Annotated in this window: 16 protein-coding genes and 1 riboswitch; of the genes, 15 read left to right on the forward strand and 1 reads right to left on the reverse strand. The window is 56.3% G+C overall.

Annotation, left to right across the window (positions count from 1 at the left end; genetic code table 11):
- The first annotated feature begins 49 nt into the window (after positions 1 to 49).
- The 10 genes from B1748_RS01450 (at position 50) to B1748_RS01495 (ending at position 16,196) form a co-directional block, all read left to right on the forward strand.
- Positions 50 to 1,159 (forward strand): ABC transporter ATP-binding protein, encoded by a 1,110-nt coding sequence (locus B1748_RS01450; RefSeq protein ID WP_087566080.1) that lies wholly within the window; start codon positions 50 to 52, stop codon positions 1,157 to 1,159.
- 63 nt (positions 1,160 to 1,222) lie between these two features.
- The gene (locus B1748_RS01455; protein ID WP_087566081.1) at positions 1,223 to 4,207 is read left to right on the forward strand and encodes an extracellular solute-binding protein; all 2,985 of its coding nucleotides are present in this window, start codon (positions 1,223 to 1,225) and stop codon (positions 4,205 to 4,207) included.
- A gap of 46 nt (positions 4,208 to 4,253) precedes the next feature.
- Positions 4,254 to 5,222 (forward strand): carbohydrate ABC transporter permease, encoded by a 969-nt coding sequence (locus B1748_RS01460; RefSeq protein ID WP_373271242.1) that lies wholly within the window; start codon positions 4,254 to 4,256, stop codon positions 5,220 to 5,222.
- Positions 5,223 to 6,113 carry a carbohydrate ABC transporter permease gene (locus tag B1748_RS01465; protein WP_087566083.1) on the forward strand — a complete coding sequence of 297 codons (891 nt, stop codon included), beginning with the start codon at positions 5,223 to 5,225 and terminating at the stop codon, positions 6,111 to 6,113.
- Positions 6,114 to 6,130: 17 nt separating this feature from the next.
- Positions 6,131 to 8,284, forward strand: a complete 2,154-nt coding sequence (locus B1748_RS01470) for a YIP1 family protein (RefSeq protein WP_087566084.1) — start codon at positions 6,131 to 6,133, stop codon at positions 8,282 to 8,284.
- Positions 8,281 to 10,560, forward strand: a complete 2,280-nt coding sequence (locus tag B1748_RS01475) for a DUF5696 domain-containing protein (protein WP_087566085.1) — start codon at positions 8,281 to 8,283, stop codon at positions 10,558 to 10,560. The genes B1748_RS01470 and B1748_RS01475 overlap by 4 nt, the downstream gene beginning before the upstream one ends.
- A complete protein-coding gene (locus B1748_RS01480; protein ID WP_087566086.1) occupies positions 10,553 to 11,407 on the forward strand; it encodes a carbohydrate ABC transporter permease in 855 nt (284 codons plus the stop codon). The genes B1748_RS01475 and B1748_RS01480 overlap by 8 nt, the downstream gene beginning before the upstream one ends.
- 17 nt (positions 11,408 to 11,424) lie before the next feature.
- Positions 11,425 to 12,414, forward strand: a complete 990-nt coding sequence (locus tag B1748_RS01485; protein WP_087566087.1) for a carbohydrate ABC transporter permease — start codon at positions 11,425 to 11,427, stop codon at positions 12,412 to 12,414.
- A gap of 52 nt (positions 12,415 to 12,466) precedes the next feature.
- A complete protein-coding gene (locus tag B1748_RS01490; RefSeq protein WP_087566088.1) occupies positions 12,467 to 14,368 on the forward strand; it encodes an ABC transporter ATP-binding protein in 1,902 nt (633 codons plus the stop codon).
- Entirely contained in the window at positions 14,352 to 16,196 is a 1,845-nt protein-coding gene (locus B1748_RS01495) for an ABC transporter ATP-binding protein (RefSeq protein ID WP_087566089.1), read from the forward strand. Before B1748_RS01490 ends, B1748_RS01495 begins: the two co-directional genes overlap by 17 nt.
- 381 nt (positions 16,197 to 16,577) lie before the next feature.
- Here B1748_RS01495 and B1748_RS01500 read toward each other — a convergent pair whose 3' ends face one another.
- Positions 16,578 to 17,687: a GNAT family N-acetyltransferase gene (locus B1748_RS01500; protein ID WP_087566090.1), complete on the reverse strand. Its 1,110-nt coding sequence runs from the start codon at positions 17,685 to 17,687 to the stop codon at positions 16,578 to 16,580.
- 49 nt (positions 17,688 to 17,736) lie between these two features.
- A riboswitch (ZMP/ZTP riboswitch) is annotated at positions 17,737 to 17,818 on the reverse strand.
- Between the two features lie 232 nt (positions 17,819 to 18,050).
- Between B1748_RS01500 and B1748_RS01505 the strand changes: the two genes are divergently transcribed.
- The 5 genes from B1748_RS01505 (at position 18,051) to B1748_RS01525 (ending at position 23,954) form a co-directional block, all read left to right on the forward strand.
- Positions 18,051 to 18,719, forward strand: a complete 669-nt coding sequence (locus tag B1748_RS01505; protein WP_179215311.1) for a PadR family transcriptional regulator — start codon at positions 18,051 to 18,053, stop codon at positions 18,717 to 18,719.
- Positions 18,716 to 20,560: an ABC transporter ATP-binding protein gene (locus B1748_RS01510; protein WP_087566092.1), complete on the forward strand. Its 1,845-nt coding sequence runs from the start codon at positions 18,716 to 18,718 to the stop codon at positions 20,558 to 20,560. Before B1748_RS01505 ends, B1748_RS01510 begins: the two co-directional genes overlap by 4 nt.
- Positions 20,561 to 20,966: 406 nt before the next feature.
- Positions 20,967 to 21,920 (forward strand): AEC family transporter, encoded by a 954-nt coding sequence (locus B1748_RS01515; RefSeq protein ID WP_087566093.1) that lies wholly within the window; start codon positions 20,967 to 20,969, stop codon positions 21,918 to 21,920.
- A gap of 392 nt (positions 21,921 to 22,312) precedes the next feature.
- Entirely contained in the window at positions 22,313 to 22,933 is a 621-nt protein-coding gene (locus tag B1748_RS01520) for an ABC transporter ATP-binding protein (RefSeq protein ID WP_373271237.1), read from the forward strand.
- Complete coding sequence (locus B1748_RS01525; RefSeq protein WP_179215312.1) at positions 22,917 to 23,954, forward strand: efflux RND transporter periplasmic adaptor subunit; 1,038 nt, start codon at positions 22,917 to 22,919, stop codon at positions 23,952 to 23,954. Before B1748_RS01520 ends, B1748_RS01525 begins: the two co-directional genes overlap by 17 nt.
- Positions 23,955 to 24,013: the final 59 nt, after the last annotated feature.

The raw sequence follows: 24,013 nt of genomic DNA on the forward strand, positions 1-24,013 counted from the left end.
GTCGCCAAGCAAGCGGCGGTCCCTTTGCATCTCATAGGAGGCGGGCGGGATGGCAAGCATATCGATTCAGCACTTGTATAAGCGATACGGCAAGGATAAGCAGAACGTCGTGGACGACTTCCATCTCGACATCAGGGATAAGGAATTTCTTGTCTTCGTCGGCCCCTCCGGCTGCGGCAAATCGACGACGCTGCGGATGATAGCGGGACTGGAGGACATTACGGAGGGCGAGGTCTACATCGGCGAGCAGCTCGTCAACGATCTGCCGCCAAAGGACCGCGACATCGCCATGGTATTCCAGAATTACGCTTTATACCCCAACATGAGCGTCTACGAAAACATCGCATTCGGCCTGCGCCTGCGCAAGCAGCCGCGCCACGAAATCGATCTCGCGGTGCGCCGCGCGGCCCGGGTGCTGGAGATAGAGCCTTACTTGAATCGCAAACCGAAGGAACTATCTGGAGGGCAGCGCCAGCGCGTCGCGCTGGGCAGGGCGATCGTGCGCGATCCCAAGGTGTTTCTGATGGATGAGCCGTTATCCAATCTGGACGCGAAGCTGCGCGTTCAGATGCGGATGGAACTGATCAAGCTGCACAAGTCGCTGGGCGCGACCTTCATCTACGTGACGCATGACCAGATCGAAGCGATGACGATGGCGGACAGGATCGTCGTCATGAAGGACGGCATCATTCAGCAGATCGATACGCCCGAGGCCGTCTATCAGACGCCGAGCAATACGTTCGTCGCAAGCTTTATCGGTTCTCCCCAGATCAACTTCGTGGAAGGAAAGGTCGTCGAGGAGCCCGGCGGCAGCCTGCTCTTTAACACCTCGCGGTTCGGACTTCGGATTCCGAAGGATTCCGCCGATCTGCTGCGCAAGCATAACAAGATCGGCCGCCGGATTACGCTTGGCATACGTCCGGAGCATATCGGCCCCGAGGGGCTGTATTCGGACTCCGTCTTGACGGGCATCTACAAGGTCAGCGAGCTGATGGGAGCCGACCGGTTCCTGCATCTGGATATCGGTCAAGATAAGCCGCTGGTGGTCCGGGTCGAGGCTTACTATCGCTGCGAAGAGAACGAGAAGCTGAGAATCGTCATGGACATGTCGAAGGCGTTGTTCTTCGATGCGGACAGCGGACAAAGGTTGACGCACTAAATGAGGGTGTTCAAAGAGTTCAATTGAAGACGGCGAAGTCATGGCGGAAAGGAGAGATAACGAATGACGAGAAAATACGGCGGCAAAAGGGTATTGTTCGGAATTCTGATCGCGCTGGTCGTCGCCGTGCTGCTGCTGGCCGCTTTTATGGCGCCGGCGAATGGAGCAAAGGGATTGTCGGGGACCTACGAGCCGAGCGGAGAGCTGGCGGGCTTCCGGGAATGGGACGACCGCTCCATCGCGGAAGCGGAGCTGGAGCCCTACTATGCCAAGGTGCTGGCGGGGCTGGGGTCGGAGGGCATACAGAACGCCGAGTCTCGCATAACGATCCCTGCCGGTACGCCATCCGCCAGATCAAGCGACAGCGCGCTGACCGTAGGCGAATACGAGGGGAAGAGCGGCGTCCTGATATGGGAATCCAAGGATACGAACTGGGTGGAGTACGAGGTAACCGTGGCGGAAGAGGGCTTGTACGAAATTTACGCGTCCTACCATCCGCTTATGGGAGATGGCTACACCCGTCCGATCGTATGGGATGTCACGATAGACGGCTCCCGCCCGTTCCGGGAGGCTTCTTCCATTACGTTATACAGATTGTGGAGGGACAAGGACGAGCTGAAAAAAAACGACGACGGGGATGAAATCCGCCCCGTAGCCGAGGACATATCGGGATGGTCGACCCATCCGTTTGCCGATTCGGGAGCGAATTACGCCGAACCGTTTCGATGGCACTTCACACCGGGCAAACATACGATCCGGCTGGAGGGCTACGAGCCCATCGCGATCTCCGAGCTGACGCTTGAGCCGCCGCGGACTCCGCTACCGTACGGGGAGGTTGCCGCGACGTATGGCGAAGCCGCATCGGGGGACGCCGAGGTGCTGACGATTCAAGCCGAGCGAATGACATGGAAAAACGATCCGTCCGTCGTTATGATGTGGGACCGCGACTGGCGCACCGTTCCCAGAGCCGAGGGACGCATCACTTATAACACGATGGGCGGCGTGCGCTGGGACTGGCCGAACCAGGAGGTAGGCTGGGAGTTCGACGTCGCGGAGAGCGGCTATTACAAGATCGGGCTGAGGGCGTTGCAGAACCGCTTCTCCCAGAAGGCTTCGTTCCGCACGATCCGGATCGACGGCGAAGTGCCGTTTCGGGAATGGCTGACGTATCGTTTCCCGTATCACTCCGATTGGCAGAAAGTCGTCTTGTCCGACGATACGGGGGAACCCTTCCTCGTATATTTGGAGCAGGGCAAACACACGCTGTCGATCGCGCTGACGCATGCAGCGGTAAGCCCCATCGTGCGGGGCATCGAAAATTTGAGCGCCCTGCTGCGGGACATCGAGCAGGATCTCAGCTCCATGACCAGCGGTCAAACCGACCGCAACCGGACATGGAAGATCGATCGCGATCTGCCGGGGCTGCGGGAGCAGCTGGAGCAGGCGGCTTCCAATCTGGATGCGCTGGCGGCGGGCATGGAAGAAGTGAACGGGCGCAAGGACAGCGCAAGCGAAGGCTTCCGCTCTTCGGCCGGCGATATCCGCAGCCTGCTGCGTGTTCCGGACGAAATTCCGTACCATATCGACGAAATATCCTCCATTACGGAGAAGATCAACAATTTCGTGGTCAATATGCACAAGCAGCCTTTGCAGCTTGACGAGATCTTCATCGCTCCGAGCGACAAGAGCTTTCCGAATATGACCGCATCGTGGGTGGATAAAGCGGCTGGAGTTGCTGCGAACTTCTTCTATTCCTTTAACACGCGTCAAAGTCTGGGCGAGATGGACGACAGGGAGCTTAACGTCTGGGTGCTGCGCGGCCGCGATTACGTGACTCAGCTGCAGGATCTTGCGGATGAGACGTTTACGCCGCTCACCGGCATCAAAGTAAAGGTGAATCTGCTGCCGAACCCGCAGCTCCTCGTCATGTCGAACGCGGCTGGCTTACAGCCGGATGTGGCGTTGGGCCTTAACCAGGATTTGCCCGTCGACTATGCGATTCGGGGGAGCGTGTACGATTTGTCCCAGTTCGATGACTTCGGGGACATCTACGAGCGGTACAGCCCGGGCTCCTGGCAGGCGCTCTACTACGATAAGGGGTACTACGCGGTGCCCGAGACGCAATCCTTCCAGGTGCTTTATTATCGAAAGGACATTATGAGGGAGCTTGGGCTGGACATACCGGAGACGTGGCAGGATGTATACGATCTGCTGCCGACGCTGCAACAGCACTTCATGAATTTCTATATTGATCCAGGAGAATTTCTCCCGTTCATCTCGCAGAATGACGTGGAATTTTATACGCCGGACGGCTTCGCGACGGGACTGGATACGCCGGAGGGCTTCGCCGCCTTCAAGCAGTGGACCGACTTGTTTAATATGTATGCCTTGGAGAAGCAAGTGCCGAGCTTCTATCAGCACTTCCGGAGCGGCAAGATGCCCATCGGCATCTCTGATTATAACATGTACGTGCAGCTCTCCGCGGCGGCGCCGGAGCTGAACGGTCGATGGGGCATCGCGCTCATTCCCGGCGTCGAACAGGGGGACGGCTCCATAAAGCGTTGGGCGGGCGGCCAGCAGACGACCGGCGTCGTATTCCAGGAATCGCAGAAGAAGGACGAAGCATGGGAGTTTCTGAAATGGTGGGTGTCCACGGAGACGCAAGTGCGTTACGGCTCCGACCTGGAGGCGATCAACGGCGTGTCGTTCCGCTGGAACACCGCCAATATCGAAGCGTTCGTCCAACTGCCCTGGAAGCGGGAGGACGCCAACGTTATTCTGCGGCAGTGGGCCTGGTATAAAGAGAAGGAGAATCCGCCCGGCGGATACTTCATGGGGCGCGAGCTTAATAACGCGTGGGTACGCTCCGTCATAGACGGCATGAACTACAGGGCGTCGCTGGAGGCGTCCATTCTGGACATCAACCGGGAGCTGCTGCGGAAGCAGCAAGAGTTCGGCTTCGTAGACGCGGAGGGCAACCCGCTGAGGACATTGGACTTCCCGATCGTGAAGGAGCCATGGGACGAGGTGAATCGTTATGTCAAGTAAGACCGGAGCAGGAGGAACCGCGGCATTGAGGGAATCGAGGTCCGAGCTGGGAAGACCGGTCTCTCCATCCGAAGCGGTATCGGTTTCTGTTCGATCGCCGGGCCGCTTCAGAACGCTGCTGAACGAAGTGTGGAGTTATCGCCTGAGCTATCTGTTTATCGCGCCGTTCATGCTTTGTTTCGTCGCCTTCATCGTCGTTCCCGTCTTGGCCGCGGTCGCTTTAAGCTTCACGTACTTCAACGCAATCGAGTCGCCGCGTTTCATTGGCTGGCAGAACTTTCAATATCTCATCTCGCAGGATTTGCTGTTCCTGAAGCACGCGCTGCCGAATACGTTCAAGTTCGCCATTATCGTAGGTCCGGGCGGCTATATCGCGGCTTTCCTGCTCGCTTGGCTCATCTCGCAGCTTCCTGCGGTCACACGCAAGTGGTTCGCGCTGGCGATGTATACGCCGTCGCTTACGATCGGCATCGCGATGTCCATCGTCTGGCTGCCTTTGCTGACGGGGGATAGGATCGGCTATCTCAACAGCGTGCTGCTCAGGCTCGGCTGGATCGACACGCCGCAGCTGTGGGTCACCGATCCCGGCTATCTGATGAATGCCATGATCGGCGTGACGTTATGGTCCAGCATGGGAGTTGGTTTCCTCGCGATGCTGGCCGGCATTCTGAACGTGAACAAGGATTATTACGAGGCCGCCCGCATCGACGGCATGAAGAGCCGTCTTCAGGAAATTTGGTATATCACGATTCCGTCCATGAAGCCGCAGATGCTGTTCGGCGCCGTCATGGCGATCGTTACGACCTTTAAGACCGGCGCAATTGGTGTGGAGCTGTCCGGCGTCAACCCGACGCCCGCCTATTCCGGCCATCTCATCATTAACCATATCGACGACTTTGGTTTCATCCGGTTCGAGATGGGATATGCGGCGGCTATCTCGGTTTTCCTGCTTCTATTAATGTACGCGTCCAACAAATTAAGCTGGGGCTTGTTCGGCTCGAAGGGAGATGAATAGATGAACGCGCTGCGCTCGCTGCTGAAGCTTCGGAGACGCCCCCGCCTGTCGGCGATGGACGGCTTTCAGAAGCTGCTCACATTATTGCTTATCGTGTTGTCGGTATTCATGCTGCTGCCGATCGTCTATATTGTAGGCCATGCCTTCAAGCCCTACCACGAGCTGTTCCTGTATCCGCCGACATTCTTCGTTCAGGAGCCTTCGCTGCAGAATGTAAACGAGCTGCTCGCCGTGACGGCGCGCTCCACCGTCCCCATGATCCGGTACCTGTTCAACAGCGTGTTCGTATCGGCGCTCGCGGTGCTGCTCGTGACGGGCGTCAGCGCGCTGTGCGCCTTCCCGCTCTCCAAGCACCGCTTCCCGGGAGCGGGCTTCGTGTTCGCCGCCATTCTTCTGACGCTGATGTTCGCGCCGGAGGTCGTGCAGATTCCGCGTTATCTGGTCGTCAGCGAGATCGGCATCATGAACACGTACTTTGCCCACTTGCTGCCGCTCATGGCGATGCCCATCGGGGTATTCCTGCTGAAGCAGTTCGTGGACCAAATCCCGGATTCGCTTCTGGAGGCGGCCAGGATCGACGGGGCTAGCGAATTCGTCGTTTTCCTTCGCATCGTAGTGCCGGTTTGCATGCCCGCCATCGCGACGGTCGCGATTCTGGCTTTCCAGAACTCGTGGGGGAATATCGAAACCTCGGCGCTGTTCATGCTGGACGACGAGATGAAGAGCTTCGCCTTCTTCCTGTCGACCCTGACGAACAACCTGGCCAACAACGTGGCAATGCAAGGCGCGGCAGCCGTGGCTTCCCTTATCATGTTCGTGCCGAACCTCATCGTGTTCGTCATCCTTCAGAGCAAGGTGATCGCCACGATGGCGCATTCCGGAATCAAATAAGAGCGGAGGGAGAAGAGATGAAGAGACGGCTAGCGCTGCGCGCGTTGCAGCTGACCGCCGCGGCGACGATCGCGTTTCTTGCGGTCTATCCGGGCAAGGCGCATGCGGATGTGCCATACCAGACGTACTACAAAGACCAATATCATCAGCAATATCGCATTCAGACGGCATATCGCCCCGAAGGCGCGCTTGGCCGGGAGCTGTTCATCCCCGACCCCGAAAGCGAGGGGGGGCTGAAGCATTCTCCGCTTAATCAGCCGCAGGATTTGTTTATCGATGCTCAGGATGAGCTCTATATCGCGGATACGAACAACAATCGGATCGTACATCTGGACAGCGGCGGAGAACTCGTGCGCATTCTGTCCTTTCCCGATAATCCGCTCAATCGTCCGCAAGGGCTGTTCGTGCATGACAACGGCGATATCTACATTGCCGATACGGGCAATAATCGCGTGCTCCGCGTCAGCGCGGAAGGAGAAGTGCTCTCGGAATACGGCCGGCCGGACTCCAAGCTGATCCCGGATTCGTTTAAGTTCGACCCCGTCAAGCTCGTCGTCGACAAACGCGGATTTCTGTACATCGCCACGCTTGGCGGTTATCAAGGATTGCTGCAACTGGATCCCAAGGGCGAATTTCAAGGTTTCTTCGGCGCCAACCGCACAAGCTTTTCCTTCGTCGACAGCGTGAAGCGTCTTCTGTATACGCGGGAGATGTACGAGCGCGAGATCAGCAAGCTGCCGGGATCCATTACGAGCGTCGATCAGAACGGAGAAGGTTTCATCTATACGGTCACCAAGGAGGTCGGGCAGGGTCAGCTCAAAAAGCTGAACATCGCCGGTCTCGATCAGCTGTCCGGCAAGGGGGAATTCGCCGATTCTTTGTCGGATGGCCGCTTTGGAGAAACGATACGGGACCCGAACGCCGTACGGCAGACGGCTCCGCAATTAAACGATCTGACCGTGGACGCCGACGGCAACATGACGGTGGTCGATTCCCGGCTGAACGTCGTCAGCCAATACGACGGCAATGGCAATCTGCTGTTCTTCTGGGGCGGCGCCGCGGGAGACACGACGACGAAGCTCGGTCTCGTAAAGACTCCGGCGGCCGTCGCGAACGATTCTTCCAACAATCTGTACATTCTTGACAGCGAGAACAACGTCATTCAGAAGTACGAATTGACGGAATTCGGAGCACTGGTGCACCAGGCCAACAGCTTGACGCAGGACGGACGTTATGAAGACAGCGAGCCGTTATGGCGGGAAGTCTATCGCCAGAATGCCTATTACGCCCCGGCCGTGCTGGGATTGGCAAAAGCGGCTTACAAGCGCGGAGATTACGCCGAGGCGCAAAGGCTGTTCAAGGATATCGGCCTCGCGCAGGGCTACTCCGATTCCTTCTGGCAGAACAGACTGCTGTGGTTCCAAAGCCAATTCGGGCTGTTCATGAACGCCGCCATCGTCTTCTTCCTGATCTTTCTGCTGGCCAAGAAGCTGGGACGGCGGTACGGGAAGGAGCGTGCCCGGAAGCGGAGAGAATTCTGGCGAGGATGGAAGGCGGTGTCGACCCAGCTAGGCATCGTATCGTACCTGATTCGCCACCCGCTTGACGGCTTCTACGGCATCAGACACGAGGGCAAGGGGAGCGTGGCCGGCGGGAGCGCGGTGCTGCTGATCGCGCTTGCCTCGTACGGTTTCATTCGCTCCGGCACGAACTTCATCTATAATCCTTCTATTATAGTGGATGCCAGCGTCTTGACCCCACTGCTGCAATTCGCGGTCGTCTGGCTGGGCTTCGTCGTCGCCAGCTACCTGGTCAGCTCCCTTAATCAAGGGGAAGGACGATTCCGGGATGTCTACACGGCGAGCGCGTATGCGATGTTTCCCTTCGCGATCGTCGGCGTGCCGCTCACCGTTTTGTCCGGAGTCATGACGCTTAACGAAGCGTCTATTTACGGATTTCTGGAATACGGCTTGTACGGTTGGGCGGGACTGCTGCTGTTTTGGCAAGTGCAGGGCATTCAGAATTACAGCGTCGGGGAGACCGTCAAAAATTTGTTCCTGACCGTGCTCACCATGTTCATTATGGCTATTCTCATCTTCATCACGTTCAGCCTGACCAGCGAATTGGTCGGCTTTATCTATTCCATCTATCAGGAGGTGGCCATTCGATGAAACGGAGGGTTCTGGCATTGGTTTCGGTTGGCGTCGCTATAATCCTCCTTCTCGGTGCCATGTTCTGGCTGATTCAGCGCGATGGAACAGCGGTCGGGCAGGTCGACGCGACAACGGCCGCCGGGGAGGCTGTTCAAGACGAGGCTTCCGCTTCGAGGAATCAGTCCTCTCCCATTGAACCCAGACTGCCGAACGAGGAAAGCTTCGCGAGGGTAGCCGAGTCGGCTTCCCTTATTCTATGGGCCGACGCGGAGACGGGACACTTTAAGGCGGAGAGCAAGAACAGCGGCAACGTCTGGCGATCCTACCCGGAGCCGGCTTACTGGGAGGATGAAACGACAAGCGGCGTCTGGCGCAGCAATCTGCTGTCGCCGGTCATGCTGGAATACATCGACGCTTCGAGCTCCAAGTCGCAGACGAAGCTGACGAACTGGATGGAAGAGCGCGGCGTCCTGGAGTTCGAGGAGCTGGACGACGGTTTCCGCGCGACCTACCATTTTAACTCTACGGGCTTCAAGATTCCCATTGAGGTCGCGCTTCGGGGGGATTACGTCGAGGTGAAGATCATAGACGGCGGAATTACGGAAGAAGCGTTAAGTCTTCTTAACCTGAAGGCGTACCCGATGTTCGGCTCGCAGCCGTCGATCGACAAGAAAGGTTACTTGCTGCTGCCGGACGGATCCGGCGCGCTTGCCCGCTTCGACGAGAACCGGAGCAACGACAAGTCCGTCTATCGGGAGCCGGTATACGGCTCCGATCTGGCCTTCTACAACGAGGTGACGAACAGAAGCGAGGTTAAGATGCCCGTCTTCGGCCTCAAGTCGGGGGAGCAGTCGTTCCTCGGCGTGCTGACGGAAGGCGAGGAATACGCCAAGCTGTTCGCGGCGCCGGCGGGTTCTCTTGGCAACGGCAACTGGATCACGGCGGAGTGGCAGTACCGTATCAAATTTTTCCAAAGCACCGACCGCCGCGGCGTCGAGGGTTTCTACACGTTCAGCAAGGAGCGGTTCGAAGCCGCGGAGCGGAGCGTCCGTTATTACTTGCTGGAGGGAGAGGATGTCGGCTATCCCGCCATGGCCGCGAAATTCCGCGATTATTTGATTCAGGAGCGCGGCTTGCAGCGCCTGCCGTCCGGGGACGGCGACATTCCGTTCTTCGCCGACATCGTGGCGGCGGATCTGAAGCAAGGTCCGCTGTGGGACGATTACATCGTGGGCACGACGACGGGAGAAGCGGAGAGGATGCTGCGCGAGCTGACGGATGCGGGCATAGGCAGCATTACGGCCATCTATCACGGCTGGCAACGCTACGGCTACAGTTCGCACGGCGGATTGCTCCCGGCCGATCGGAGAATCGGCGGCGACAAGGGGCTGGAGTCGCTGGCGAATACGGCAGGCGAGCTCGGCGGCAAGCTGCTCCTGGCCGCCAACTACTCGCTCAACAACAGCGGCCGGGGCGGCTTCTGGAGTTTGAACGACGGCCTTCGGAATTTGGCGGGCACGCTGCTCTATCAGCCGCTGCCGGCCAAGGAAGAAGATGTGCCGATCGTCAGTCCGCTCTATTCATTCCGTGAAGCGCTGGACGATCTGCCGGAGTACGGGAAGCTGGGCGTGGACGGAATTTTGTTCACTGGCGGCATAGGAAGCTCGCTGAATACCGACTTCAACAGCCGCAACCGGGCGACGAGGTCGGAGGTGCTGGACGGCCAGCAAGCCGTGCTCGCCGCAACGGCGGATGGGATCGGATATGCAGCTGCGGAGAACGCTTCGTTTTATTCGCTGCCCGGCATTTCCCATATTCACCGTATGGCCGACGACTACTCCTACGATATTTTCGTGGACGAAGCCGTTCCTTTCGCCCAGATCGCCCTGCATGGACTTGTGACGTATACATCGGAGTGGGGGAACCTGCGCGACGAATACAGGAGCGATTACTTAAAGAGCGTGGAGTACGGAGCGTACCCGGCTTACGTATTCACGGCGGCAGCGTCCGGAGCGTTTAAAAAGGCTTATTCCGTCTGGTATTACAGCATGAACTACAAGGACTGGATCGACGTGGCGGCCGAACAGTACGAGAGGTTGAACGAGGCGCTGCGCGATGTCCAGGACGCGTTCATCGTCGATCACGCGACGCTCGCGCCGGGCGTCAAGAAAACGGTCTACGAAAACGGTCATGCCGTTATCGTCAATTACAACGCGGAGCCATATCAAGGAGACGGCTACGTCGTAGGCGCATCCGATTTCGCCATCAGGAAGGAGGGGAAGGCCTATGAATAAGAAGACGGCGCAGCGCAAGCTAGAAGGCTCGATGTTTATCGCGCCGTGGATCATTGGCTTCCTCGCGTTCGTGGCGTTCCCTCTCTTCTATTCGCTGTACATGAGCTTCCATCAGGTGCGGATTACGGTGACGGGCGTGCAGACGACTCCCATCGGCGTGCAATATTATCGCGAGATTCTGTTCGCCGACGGAGGGCTGCTCTACGACGATCTGGTGCCGTTCCTTAGGGAAGCGCTCGTCATGATCCCGATCATTATCGTGTTCTCTTTGATGATCGCGATCCTGCTTAATCTGAAATTCGCGGGAAGAACGGCGTTCCGCGTCATCTTCTTCCTGCCGGTCATTTTTGCGTCGGGGCAGATCATCGGCGAATTCATCGCTCAGGGCGAAGGGTCCCTCGGCATTATTTCGTCGCTTCGGATCGATTATATGCTTGCCCGCTATTTGCCGCCTTCCTGGGCGGGACCGATCGGCAATGTCATCGGCTCCTTCGTGCTCGTGCTCTGGTACTCCGGCGTCCAGATTCTGATCTTCCTCGCCGGCCGCCAGACCATCGCGCGAACCGTGTACGAAGCGGCGCGCATCGACGGCGCCGATCCATGGAGCACCTTCTGGAAGATTACGCTTCCGGGCATGGTGCCCTTTATCTTCCTTAACGTGATCTTCACGATCGTGGATCTGTTTACGTATCCGTCCAACCCCATCATCAGCAAAGTGACGACGGAGAACTACGGTCTGTCCAGCGCGCTTGCCTGGATCTACTTCATGATCGTGCTGCTGTTCGTTGCGCTTGCGCTGCTGATCTACACGCGAATCAATGCTTCGTTATCGCCTAGACGTCAATGATAGAGAGGAGGGGCATTATGGCCAAGCTGTCGCTTGAAAGTATACCGTGGATCAAGACAAGGCGCGGGTCCTCTCCGGCCGGGTTTGGCAGAAAGGGGATTCTCGCCGGGCTGAAGTTTAAGCTGCTAGGCAGGGAGGCGGACAAAGGACTGCTGTTTCGCCTTCTTATGTACCTGCTGCTGATCGACGTGGCTTTTATTTATTTGAAGCCCGTCTTCTATATGGTCACCACGATGATTAAGGGAGCGCCGGATTTGCTGGACCCCGCCGTTATCTGGGTGCCGACGGGCGTATACGGAGGACATCTGTCGGAAGCGATAGAAATGCTGGACTATGCGAAAAGTTTTGGCGTAAGCTTGACCGTATCGACGTTGTCGGCCGTGCTGCAAGTATTTTCCTGCGCCGTAGCCGGCTACGCGTTCGCGCGTCTTGATTTTCCGTTCAAAAGGTTCTGGTTCGCCGCGCTGTTGTTCACGTTCATCATGCCGCCTCAGGTGACGATCCTGCCGTCCATCCTGTTGTTCAAGGAGCTGGGCTGGATCAACACGTTCTGGCCGCTTATCGTGCCGGCGGTATTCGGACACGGGCTCAAGGGCGCATTGTTTGTTTTGATTTTCCGCCAGTTTTTCTCTACGCTGCCGAAGGAGATGGAGGAGGCGGCCCGCATCGACGGAGCGGGCGCGCTTCGCATCTTCTTTCGGGTCATGCTTCCCATTTCGCGTTCGGCGATCATCGTCGTTTTTTTATTTTCGTTCGTATGGGCGTGGAACGATGCCTACTTCCCATCCATGTATATGTTCGGCGCATCCGATGTTCCGCTGTCCGTCGGCTTATCCAAGCTGAATGCCCAATTGGCGATGGAAGCGCAGGAGGGAGGACTCAGAGCCTTCCTTGAACCGGTTAAAATGGGAGCGGCGTTCCTCATCATTCTGCCGCTGCTCGTGCTGTATGCGTTCACTCAGCGGTGGTTCGTGGAGGGCGTGGAGAGAACGGGGCTGGTAGAATAATTTTTTAGGGCGTGTATGCATACACGCCCTTGAGACGGGAAGTGAACAGAGGTTGGATTCACAACGCATTTTGGCCGATTTTTTCCGTAAAACCTGGTTGTATTACGTCTTGTCCATCAGTCTCCATCTGATTGCCAGCATCGTGCATGTAAACTTCCCGCGCGTGCTGGGGAATTTCACCGACGAGCTGAAGGAAGGAGTTCTGACGCTGGACTCTGTCATCCAGTATAGCTGGATTCTGCTTGCGATCGGGTCGGGGTACGCGATTATCGGCGGCTTCGCGCAATATCTGGTCATGTACACGGGCCGATTCTTCGAATTCATGAACCGACGCAAGCTGTTTATTCATTTCGCGGGGCTTAGCGAACGGTTCTACTCCCGCAACGGCGTCGGGAAGCTGCTCAGCTACTTCATGAACGACGTCACGGCCGTGAGGGAGTCGATCTCCATGGGCGTCAATCAGACGGCAGGGGCGTCGATGCTTCTTATTTCGACCGTCGTTATGCTGCTTTTGACGGATGTTCCGCTTTATCTGGTCTCGGCCAGCATCTTCCCGCTGCTTCTCATCCCGGTCGTGGTGGCCTGGTTCGGACCCATGATCAAAAAACGTTCGATGGGCGTGCAGGAAGCGCTCGGGGCGATGACGGAATCGGCGGAGGAGCAATTCGGCGGCATTCGCGTGACGAAGAAATTCGCCGTCGAGGAAGTGATGGGGGCGCGGTTCGGGGCGACGGTGGACCGCATTCGGAGCAGGCAGCTCAGCCTGGTTCGCGTCTCCTCCTTCTTCCAGTCGCTTGTCCCTTTCCTCGGGGCGACGTCGCTGATCATCGCGTTGGCGTTCGGCGGGTACCTGACGATTAACGGGACGATAACCCTTGGCGGATTCGTCGCCCTTACGCTGTATATCCGTATGCTTATGAATCCGCTGCAGCAGATAGGCAACGTCATCAACGTCGTGCAGCGGGCCCGCGCTTCGCTGGAGCGGCTAAACAATCTGCTGTCGCAGCGGCCGGACATCACCGAGGACGAAGAAGCGTTTGAACTGGATTCTTCCTCCGGCGCGGGCATCGAGGTAAGGGGATTAACGTTCGCTTACGGAGAGTCTGAGACGGCTGTCGAAGGCGAGAGGAAGATGAAGGCGGACAGCGTGCCGGGCGCCGGTGACAAGAAGGGCCGGAGTGCCTCCGTGGCGGAGAGCAAGCGGGAGCCCGGACCGGGCGGCAATGACTCGAGCGGCGGGGAGGCTCAGCGGGAGGTACTGCGCGATATTAACCTGAGCCTAGCTCCCGGCACGACGCTCGGCATCATCGGCAGAACCGGCAGCGGCAAGACGACGCTCATGAAGCTGCTGCTCCGCACCTATGATCCGCCTCCGGGCACGATATGGATCGGCGGGGAGGACGTTCGCCGTCTCAGTCTCAAGAGCTTGCGGGAGGGCATTGCCTACGTGCCTCAGGACGGCTTCCTGTTCAGTTCTACCATTCGGGAGAATATCGCGTTCTACAAGCGCGACTCGGAATTGCCCGAAGTGGAGCGGGCGGCGAAGCTGGCGCGGGTCTACGACAATATTATCGAGTTCCCTGACAAGTTCGAAACCCGGCTCGGCGAGCGCGGCGTCACGTTGTCCGGCGGACAGCGCCAGCGTACCAGCCTGGCCCGGGGGATCATTAAGGATGCGCCGATTCTCGTATTGGACGATAGCGTCAGCGCGGTGGACGCCGTGACCGAGACCGAGATCATGGAGACGATCCGCGAGATTCGCCGGGGCAAGACGACGATCGTCATCGCCCACCGGATCAGCGCTCTGAAGCATGCGGACGCCATTGTCGTCATGGACGGAGGCGCAATCGTGGAGCGCGGCACCCATGAGGAATTGCTGGCCAAGAACGGATTGTACCGGACGCTGCACGACATTCAGGAAGAGGGGACGATGCGGAATGGCACAGGCCATTAACAATTGGCAGATGGACCAGAAGGCCGATCTGTCCGCGCCTCAGGTCAAGCCGAAGTACATCTCGACGTTCAAGGCGTTATCCGGTTATATCCAAGAACATCGGCTGACGTTCGCGGGATTTATCGTCTGTACGCTTATCGCCATTACGGCGGAGCTGCTTCAGCCATACTTGGTCAAGATCGCGATCGACGATAATTTGATGTCGGGAAGGAACGATTACAAGGGGCTGCTGCTCGTTTGCGGCATTTATATGGCTTTATCCTTATTAAGTTTAATATTTTCCTACTTGCAAAATAACTTGCTCCAGAAGGCCGGCCAAAGCATCGTCGCCAGCATACGTAAGCGGTTGTTCGCGCATATCGGCAAGCTGTCGATGTCCTACTTCGACCGCGTCCCGAGCGGCAGCCTCATTACCCACGTATCCAGCGATACGGAGGCGATCAACCAATTTTTTAACCAGGTCGTGCTGAGCTTGTTCCGCGACGGATTGACGTTGTTGTTCATTTTGGTGCTCATGTTCCAGCTCGACCCGCAGCTGACGCTGTATTGCCTCATTCTCGTTCCGATTATAGCGGGCATCGCGATCGCCTTCCGTTCCTTCATGCGCGAAACGTATCAGATGGCCCGAACTCGGCTTTCCCGCCTTGTGGCTTTCGTGGCGGAGAACTTGTCCGGGATGAACCTGATCCAGGTCTTTCATCAGCAGGAGGAGCAGAAGCGGCAGTTCCGGGAGCGGAACGATTCCTATTTCCGCGCGAACGTAAGGGAAATCCGGACCAATGTCGTATTCAACCGCACGTTCGAGATCTTGAACAACATCGCGATCGCCTTCGTCGTCTGGCTCGGAGGCCGGGCCGTGCTCGGTCAGGAGCTGGAGTTCGGCGTGTTGTATGCTTTCATCACGTACATTCGCATGTTCTTCCAGCCGATCAATACGATTACGCAGCAATGGAATACGCTGCAGTCCGCCACGGTGGCGATCAATCGGGTCTGGAGCATCTTCGCCATTAAGCCGGAAGTGGACGACAAGGCGGAGACCGTTCCCTTTAAGAGGGAAGAGATAAAAGGGAAAATCGATTTTAACGGGGTCACATTCGCCTATGGCGACGGAGCGCCCGTTATCAAGGGCCTCGATCTTCATGTAAATGCGGGCGAGCTGGTCGGCATTGTCGGCACGACCGGCGCGGGCAAAAGCTCGCTGATCAGTTTGTTATGCCGATTCTATGACGTGAGCGCGGGGAGCGTCCTCATTGACGGCCACGACGTGAGGGAGATACCGCAGCGGGATCTTCATCGGATCGTCGGGCTTGTGCAGCAGGAGCCCTACCTGTATTCGGGCACCGTGCTCGACAATGTGCGTTTGTTCGATCCCGGCATATCCCGCGAAGAGGTCATCGAGGCTTGCGAATTTATCGGTGCGGGCGAGATTATCGGGCGGATGAAGGATGGCTACGATACGCGCCTGTCCGAACGCGGCAGCGGGTTGTCCGCCGGGGAGAGGCAGTTGATCTCCTTCGCGCGGATCATCGTGTTCAAGCCGAAAATTTTGATTCTCGACGAAGCGACCGCCAATCTCGATTCCCATACCGAGCAGCTGATTCAGAATGCGCTGAATCTGGTTGCCGTCGGCCGCACGACGCTGGTCATCGCCCACAGACTGTCGACAATTATGGGAGCGGACCGCATTCTGGTCATGAGCAAGGGCGAGATCGTAGAGCAGGGAACGCATCAAGAGCTTCTGGACGCGGCCGGCTATTACGAGGAGCTGTACCGTCATTCCCAGGGGGAGCATGACGCTGCCGCGAAGGAGAGCGTTCAATCCAGGTAGAAGGGGAAGAAACGGAAATTGGGGGCTGTCCCAAAGGATAAAAATAATAGCGAGACAGTAATGCACATAGACACGGAAATGGTCGCGGGATACCAATCCTTGACCGATTCACTGCAACAAAAACATCCCATAGGCGTTAATAACGACTATGGAGCTCGTAACAGCAACAATAACGACGTTTCGGCTTTTCGCTCGCTCACAATTTGCTTAAGAAGGCGGCAATAGACCAAAAGCCAAAAATGGCGGTGAAGGGATAATGAACTGCACCGCCATTTCTTCATTTTTGACGTTTCATCCATCAAGTGAGCTATTTCAACAAGCAGCCCCTTCGATTTTGCAGGCTGCTCAGATCGTGGGTCCATGACGAAGGATGCATGTGGCTTAGTGGCGGGTTGCTTTTCCTAGAATCTCCCTCTCGTACAAATTGGCGCTCCAGAGGCTCTCGTCGAAGCGCCCCTGCAAGACAAATCCGAGACTGAGGTAGAAGGCATTAAGGCTAGGGTTGTCAGCCATGCAGTCGAGGCGCAGCCAGCTTTTTCCCCTGTCCCCAATATAACTTTCCGCGTATCGAATGAGCTCACGGCCGATTCCTTCTCCTTTTCGTTTGCGTGAGACGCATAACCGATGAACGTACCCCGCGTCATCATGAAATTGCTCTCCCCATATTTCCTCGCGCCCCCAATGGACAGAGAAGCAACCCACCGGCTCATTCCCAAATGCCGCGACGAACACTTCATGATCCCGGACAAATGCTTCGACAATCTCGCGTTCGAAGCTTTCAACCCGCCATTGCCAGAAGCCATGCGCCGAATGAATCCATTGCGCTGCATCAATAAGCAAGGAGCGGATACAGTCGACGTCTTCAGCCGTTGCCCTTCGGATAGCGAGTTCTTCGGAAGGCTCACGTCTCCAGTTATGCTCCAGCCTTGACGCAGTATCGATCGCCAACTCTTCCCCGTGAAGCTTCGCGACAAGATGCAAAGCCGCATCTATGCCGGCCGTAACGCCTGCAGATGTAATGATGCGGCCATTGTCCACGTATCGGACGTTCTCCACCAGCGTTGCGCTCGCCGGTGCGTACTCCTTTAGCAAATCCATGGCTCGCTGATTGGTGGTCGCGCGCAATTCATCGAGAAGTCCGGCCTTGGCGAGCAGCAGAGCCCCCGTGCAGACAGAAAGCGTAAATGCAGCCCGTCGTGAAGTTTCGTTGATCCAGTCGGTCAACTTTTCATTGTGCATCTCTTTGCGTGCCCCCCAGCCTCCCGGAACGATCAGAATGTCCGGCACCGGACATTCTGAGGAATCGAAGTCTGGTTGAATTGTCAAACCGCTGATTGTCCGAATCGGCGCGTTCGATTCCAGGGCGACCGTATAAACCTGAAAGTGCTGCCCCCAGTTGCTCGCCACTGCGAACGCTTCGAACGGACCTGTCACGTCCAAAGCATCCACTTGTTCATACAGCAGCACTGCTACTTTTTTCGCCTTTCTCATCCGACACTCTCCTCGAAAAATAGAAAAGCATTTGGTTAAAATCAACCAAATGCTTTGCCCAGGCGAACGGCTAGTTTGACGAATGCGCTCCCCCGTAGTGATCTACGTTCTCGCCAGTTACGCATCCCATTTATTTAATGATTATTATAAATCTAGTGATTGGTTGAATCAACATCAATTTTCGGAATATTCGAACTTGAATATGGCCGTCGGTCGAGAAAAGCATAAGAAGATAGGTTACCGACCGCGCGAATGCAATACATTCGGTCTAATCATTTTGTTTATCCATACAATTGCCATAATGCGATATATCGTATAGAATTTAAAATAATAACGATATATCGCATTGGAGGTGTTCGCGATATGAGCGAGCAATGGCTACCGGAGGAACAATTGTTTCTCCATCGGGGCAACGAACGCGACACGAGCGGTTCCGGCAGGCGCTACTTCACCAGAGGCGGCGTGAAATATGCGCTGTTGGAGCTGCTTTCGCACGAGAATATGCACGGCTATCAAATGATGAAGGCGCTTGAAGAACAGTCCGGCGGCACGTATAAGCCCAGCGCGGGTTCCATCTATCCGACGCTGCAGATGCTGCGGGATCAAGGCTTGGTAGAGCCGTACAAGCAGGATGGCAAACGGGTTTTTCAAATAACGGAAGAAGGCAGAAGCTACTTGCAAGAGGAGCTGGGCCGTGCCGAAACGTCCGAAGCCGGCGCATCGGGAGAATGGGAGACGAGGGAGCGAGTGCGAGAGGGGCAGGACGAGGAGGGCGAATCGCAAGAGCCGGGCGGCGTGCGACGCAATCGCAGGCTGACGCCTGCCGGCAAGGAGCTGATTCATTTGCTCAAGGCGGCGGAGCGGGCGGCGCTCGCTGACGCAGCTCTTGCAACGCGGCTTCGAGAGACTCTCGCGGCATTGAGGAGCGAACTGCGGGGGATTACGGGGGAGAAGGATTCCGGGATCGTGGGAGCCGTTGTTGAATCTGTTAGCAATGTGGCGGGAAGAGATCCCGGGGAGGGAGCGGAATGAGCGGCAATGCAAATCCGACAGGCGCCTACCGTCCCGGCAGAGGAATGGGCATGGGCAGGTTCGGCACCGGCGAGAAGGCGAAGCCCGCCAGCATCTATGGCATGTTCGCCCGAATCTATTCGCATGCGCGTCAGGAGTGGCGCGCGATTGCTTTGGCCGTCGTATGCGTCATCGGCGTGTCGCTGCTGGAATTTATCGTTCCGCAGCTTACTAGGTATACGATCGATCAGGTTATCCCAGGCAAGCAGTACGACAAGCTGATCTACATCGGAGCAGGCGTGTGGGGCTCCGCTCTGGCGCTTGGTTTGCTGCGGTACCTAAGCACGTCTCTGATGGCGACCATAGGGCAGACGGTGCTTTACAAATTCCGCAACGATCTTTATCGCCATATGCAGAACCTGGACATCGCTTTTTTCGACCGTAATCGAACCGGGGATCTGATGTCGAGGGTCACGAACGACGTTGGCATCCTGCAGCAGCTTATCTCCTCGAGCATGATGCAGCTATTTACCGATTTTTTCACTTTTACGGCGATTGCCGTTTATATGCTGTGGATCGATTGGCGGCTGACGCTGCTGCTGCTCGCGACGTTCCCGCTTATGATTATGACGACGCGCCTGTTCGGCAGGCGAATGCGTTCATCATTCCGCAAGGTGCAGGAGTCGGTGGCGGACGTTAGCGATCATCTTCAGAATTCGTTGACCGGCATTCGGCTGATCAAGTCTTTTACGAAGGAGGAATACGAGTCCGAACGGTTCTCCGAAAGGACGCGCATCAATATGGACGCCAACATCCAGGTTGTCCGATTGAGGGCCGCTTACGAGCCGATCATCGACTTTCTTAACTTCGTCGGTCTGGCTATCGTTCTCGTGTTCGGAGCTTGGCTGGCGATGCGGGGCGATATGTCCGTCGGCACGATCGTGGCGTTTATCGCGTATTTGCGTCTGCTGCAGAATCCGATTCGCCACTTCAGCCGCATTATTAATTCGGTTCAACAATCCGCAGCCGCCTACGAGCGCATCATGGAAGTGATGAACACGAAGGCGGATATCGTGGAGAAGGCGGATGCGGTTGTGCTTCCGCCGGTACGCGGGCATATCGTATTCCGCGATGTGGATTTTGTTTATTCGGGAGATGCGAAGGTGCTGAGCGGCTTCAATCTGGAGCTGGAAGCGGGACGCATTACGGCGTTGGTCGGTTCGTCGGGCTCCGGCAAAACGACGATCGCGCATCTGATTCCGCGTTTCTACGATCCGAAGTCGGGCGACATCACTATAGACGGCCACTCCTTAAAGGATGTAAAGCTGGATTCGATAAGAGAACAGATTGGCATCGTGTCTCAGGACATCGTCTTGTTCAACGGCACAATCGGCGAAAATATCCGGTACGGCAATGCGAACGCCTCGGATGAGGAGGTTATCGCGGCTGCGAGAGCCGCGAATGCGGATACATTTATCAGCGCGTTCCCGGACGGCTACGATACGGGAATAGGAGAGCGCGGTGTCAAGCTGTCGGGGGGACAGAAGCAGCGTATCTCCATCGCGAGAGCCATTCTGAAAAATCCGCGCATTATTATCCTCGACGAAGCGACGGCATCGCTCGATTCGGAATCGGAGCAGCATATTCAGGATGCGCTCGCCGTTCTGCTGAAGGGCCGCACTTGCCTCGTCATCGCCCATCGACTGTCGACCATCCAGCAGGCCGACCGTATTTACGTGCTGGAGCAAGGCCGCATTCTCGAAAGCGGATCGCATGAAGAGTTGCTTCGCAGGCAAGGACGATATAGCCAACTGTACGAGTTGCAATTCCCGCAAGCGGAAGCAGGTTCGGTGCTGGATTAGTGACTAGGGTAAGTCTGGAGTCGAGCGGTACCGCGGATCAGAAGGAGGGGGCTGTTCGGGGGAGGAAGGTAGACGTAGAGCTAGCTTTATGAGGACGAGCATCGAATATTGAACGCAGCAAATCTGTCAGACTAGGTTTGGCAAGGAAAGGGAATGCAGAGCATGAGCGGCCAGGATGTTTTTATCGCAAGCGAATTTGGCCAAAGGTATAGTCAGGAGTCGTTTATGCTGGTAGACTTTATTGGGGATCTTCCGTCGTAGAGGGAGGAAGGCTCTCGGGGAAGGGTTGTTTCGAATTGCCTCGAAGTTGGAGGGGAACCAAGGCCGATAGCGGCAATTGCACGGCTCGCCCATTTATCACGCTGACATGTTTAGCGCATCACCGACTTGGAAAGAAGAGATCATCATGACGGTTTTCATGCACATTTTAATGAATAACGTACTTCCTATGGGCGTGCTGATTGGACTCGGCATCGTGTTAATGCGGGCGTTCAAGCTCGATATCAAGACGCTGTCGAAGCTGAACTTTTATCTGTTTTCACCCGCGCTCATGTTTAACTTGCTGTACAATCAGAAACTTGAGTTATCGCTAATCGGCAAAGTGTTCCTGTTTCTGTTATTATTCATGTTCGCGCAATATGCCATCGTCGAGATTGTCATTCGCTTAAGGGGCTACAAGGCGAGTATGAGAAGCGCCATGAAGAACAGCGTGCTCTTTTACAACAGCGCGAACTATGGCATACCGCTAAATCAATTGGCTTTCTCCGGAATGAGCCACACGCTCGCGGTCCAGATTATCGTCATGGTTGTTCAGTCGCTTATTCCTAATACATGGGGCATCTACAACGTGAACGCGCATAAGGCGGATATGAAGCAAGTATGGCGAACCATTCTGTCCATGCCGGTCATCTATGTGATCCCGGGAGCGTTGGCGCTCAGATGGCTAAACGTTCCGGTACCGGGAGCGCTTCAGATGCCGATTACTTACTTGGCCGATGCGTTTTTTGGAACGGCGCTCATTACGCTTGGCGTACAACTGGGAAGCATGGAGTGGCGCATCAAGCGATCACTTGCCGTCGATGTTTCCATAGCGGTTGTGCTAAGGTTAATCGCGGGCCCGCTGCTGGCTTGGGGCATTATAATGATCTGGAACACCGTGGGAATCATGCCGCTCGACAAACTAACAACTGCCGCGCTTATCGTCTCGTCTGCGGTTCCAACGTCTCTAAGCAGCGTGCTGCTCGCGGTGGAATTCGACAACGAGAAGGAGTTCGCTTCGCAAGCCGTATTTTTATCGACGCTGCTTAGCATTCTCACCATTACGGTCGTCATCTTCTTCTTAAACATCCAAATTCCATAGTTAAGTAGAGGGCATTTCCGGTTCTGTTGGCTGGGAGTGCCTTTTCTATTGAGAAAATAGCTTCGGACACTAAATTTTTGTGCTCCAAGTCGCTGGTACCGATCTAAATTCCACCAGTAGCACATTTTTCGAGTTATAGATCGCTGTCGCCGATCAAGTCTTTGCCATCGATAATCGCTGTGAAGTTCTAGTAATCATTGCTTAAGATCGATAAATTACACACCATTTCTGAAGTTTTTGATATTGTGTAAGTCCCAATACGGATATAAAATGGAAAAAGATGATAATGCAACATAGGATTGGAGGGGGCAGCGATAGAGAGCGTACCCGCGGTATCCGATATTGTAATTGGAAGCGGTATCACGAAGTCGTTCGGGCGCGGATCAGCGGCCGTGCAAGTGTTGAAGGGAGTCGACATCGCCATCCCTTCGGGGGCGCTGATCGCCTTCAAGGGGCGCTCCGGCTCCGGCAAGACGACGCTCATTAATCTGCTTAGCGCGCTAGACCGGCCCGATAGCGGTCAAGTGTTGTTCGAGGGTCATGACCTGACGGGGATGTCGGACAAGGAGCGGGACGGCGTCCGTAGAACGCGGATGGGGCTTATTTTTCAGTCGTTCGCCCTTATTCCATTAATGTCTGCTTATGAAAATGTTGAGTTCGTGCTGCGAGTGTCCGGGTATCCGGCTCAGGAGCGACAGTCGGCGGCAGAGGGAGCTTTGGAGCAGGTTGGGCTCAAAAGCCGCATGTCCCATCGTCCATTCGAGCTGTCGGGGGGCGAGCAGCAGCGAACGGCGATCGCGAGGGCGATTGCCCACAAGCCGAGGCTTTTGCTGGCGGATGAGCCGACGGCGGAGCTGGACAGCCGGACGGGGCTGCAAATTATGAAAATTTTTCGCGATTTGGTTGAGACGGCGGGAATGACTATCATCATGACGACGCATGACCCCGCCATTATGGAGATCGTAGACCGCGTGTACGAATTGGAGGATGGTGTCATTGTCGTTTCGAGCTAAACGTAAAAGCAAAATCGTCGTCCTGACGGCTGCGATGGCTGCGGCATTGTCGCTTGCAGGCTGTTCGCTGCTGCCTGCCGAAGAGGCGCCGCTCAAGCCTCCGCTCGTCAAGCCGCCGCAGGAAAACTACCGGACCGTCGAGGTTGTAAAGGGTAGAATTACGCAGGAAATTCGCGGGAACGGCACGCTGGAGTCCTTTTTCACCGATACGGTGCAATTCAAGGCTGGAGGCGGCGTAGTCAAGGAAGTGCTTGTCAAGGCGGGTGACATCGTCAAGAATGGCGACCCGCTCATACGGCTGGATACCGGCAATATGGACATTGAGCTAAAGCAGATGGAGCTGAATCTGGTTCGCTCCGGTCAAGCGCTAAAGTCGGCCAAGGATGCAGGTGACAAGGACGAGATTCGAGTTGCCCAGCTTCAGTACGATATCGACAAGCTGAGACACGAGAGGCTGGCGGAAGCACTTACTGGCAAGCTGCTGACAGCTGAGATGGATGGTCAAGTGACATATGTAGCCGAGCTTAAGGAGGGGGATGCCGTCCGCGAATTCGAGACGCTGGTCGTCGTAGCGGATCCCGGCAAGCTGCGCATCGCCTTCCAGACGGACGGTTCGCCGGACGTCAGCCTCGTCAACGTTGGTTCCAAGGCGGAGCTGATGTTCACGGGCAATGTTCTGCTGGAGGGCAAAGTGACTCAGACGCCGTCGTCGGCTCCGTATTCGGACGACCCGATTACCAAGGATCGTAACGCCAAGATGGTTTTCGTCGAACTCGAGAAGCTGCCGGATGATGCGGAAATCGGCACGCGCGCGGATGTAAAGGTGCTGCTGCAGGAACGCAGCGACGTTATCATTATTCCGCGCAGCGGTCTTCGCAGCTATCTGGGGCGCACGTTCGTTCGGATTCTGGAGGAAGGCGACAAGATCCGAGAGGTTGACGTAGAGACGGGAATCAAAGGATCGACGGATATCGAAATTACGAAAGGGCTGGAGGAAGGCATGCTGATCGTGCTACCGTAGCGCGAGCTGCGGCAGCATACGGATCGCCGCGAATATCGGCGAATTCGTATTGCCGGACG

The sequence above is a fragment of the Paenibacillus sp. MY03 genome, assembly GCF_002165585.1.
Classification (GTDB): domain Bacteria; phylum Bacillota; class Bacilli; order Paenibacillales; family Paenibacillaceae; genus Pristimantibacillus; species Pristimantibacillus agaridevorans.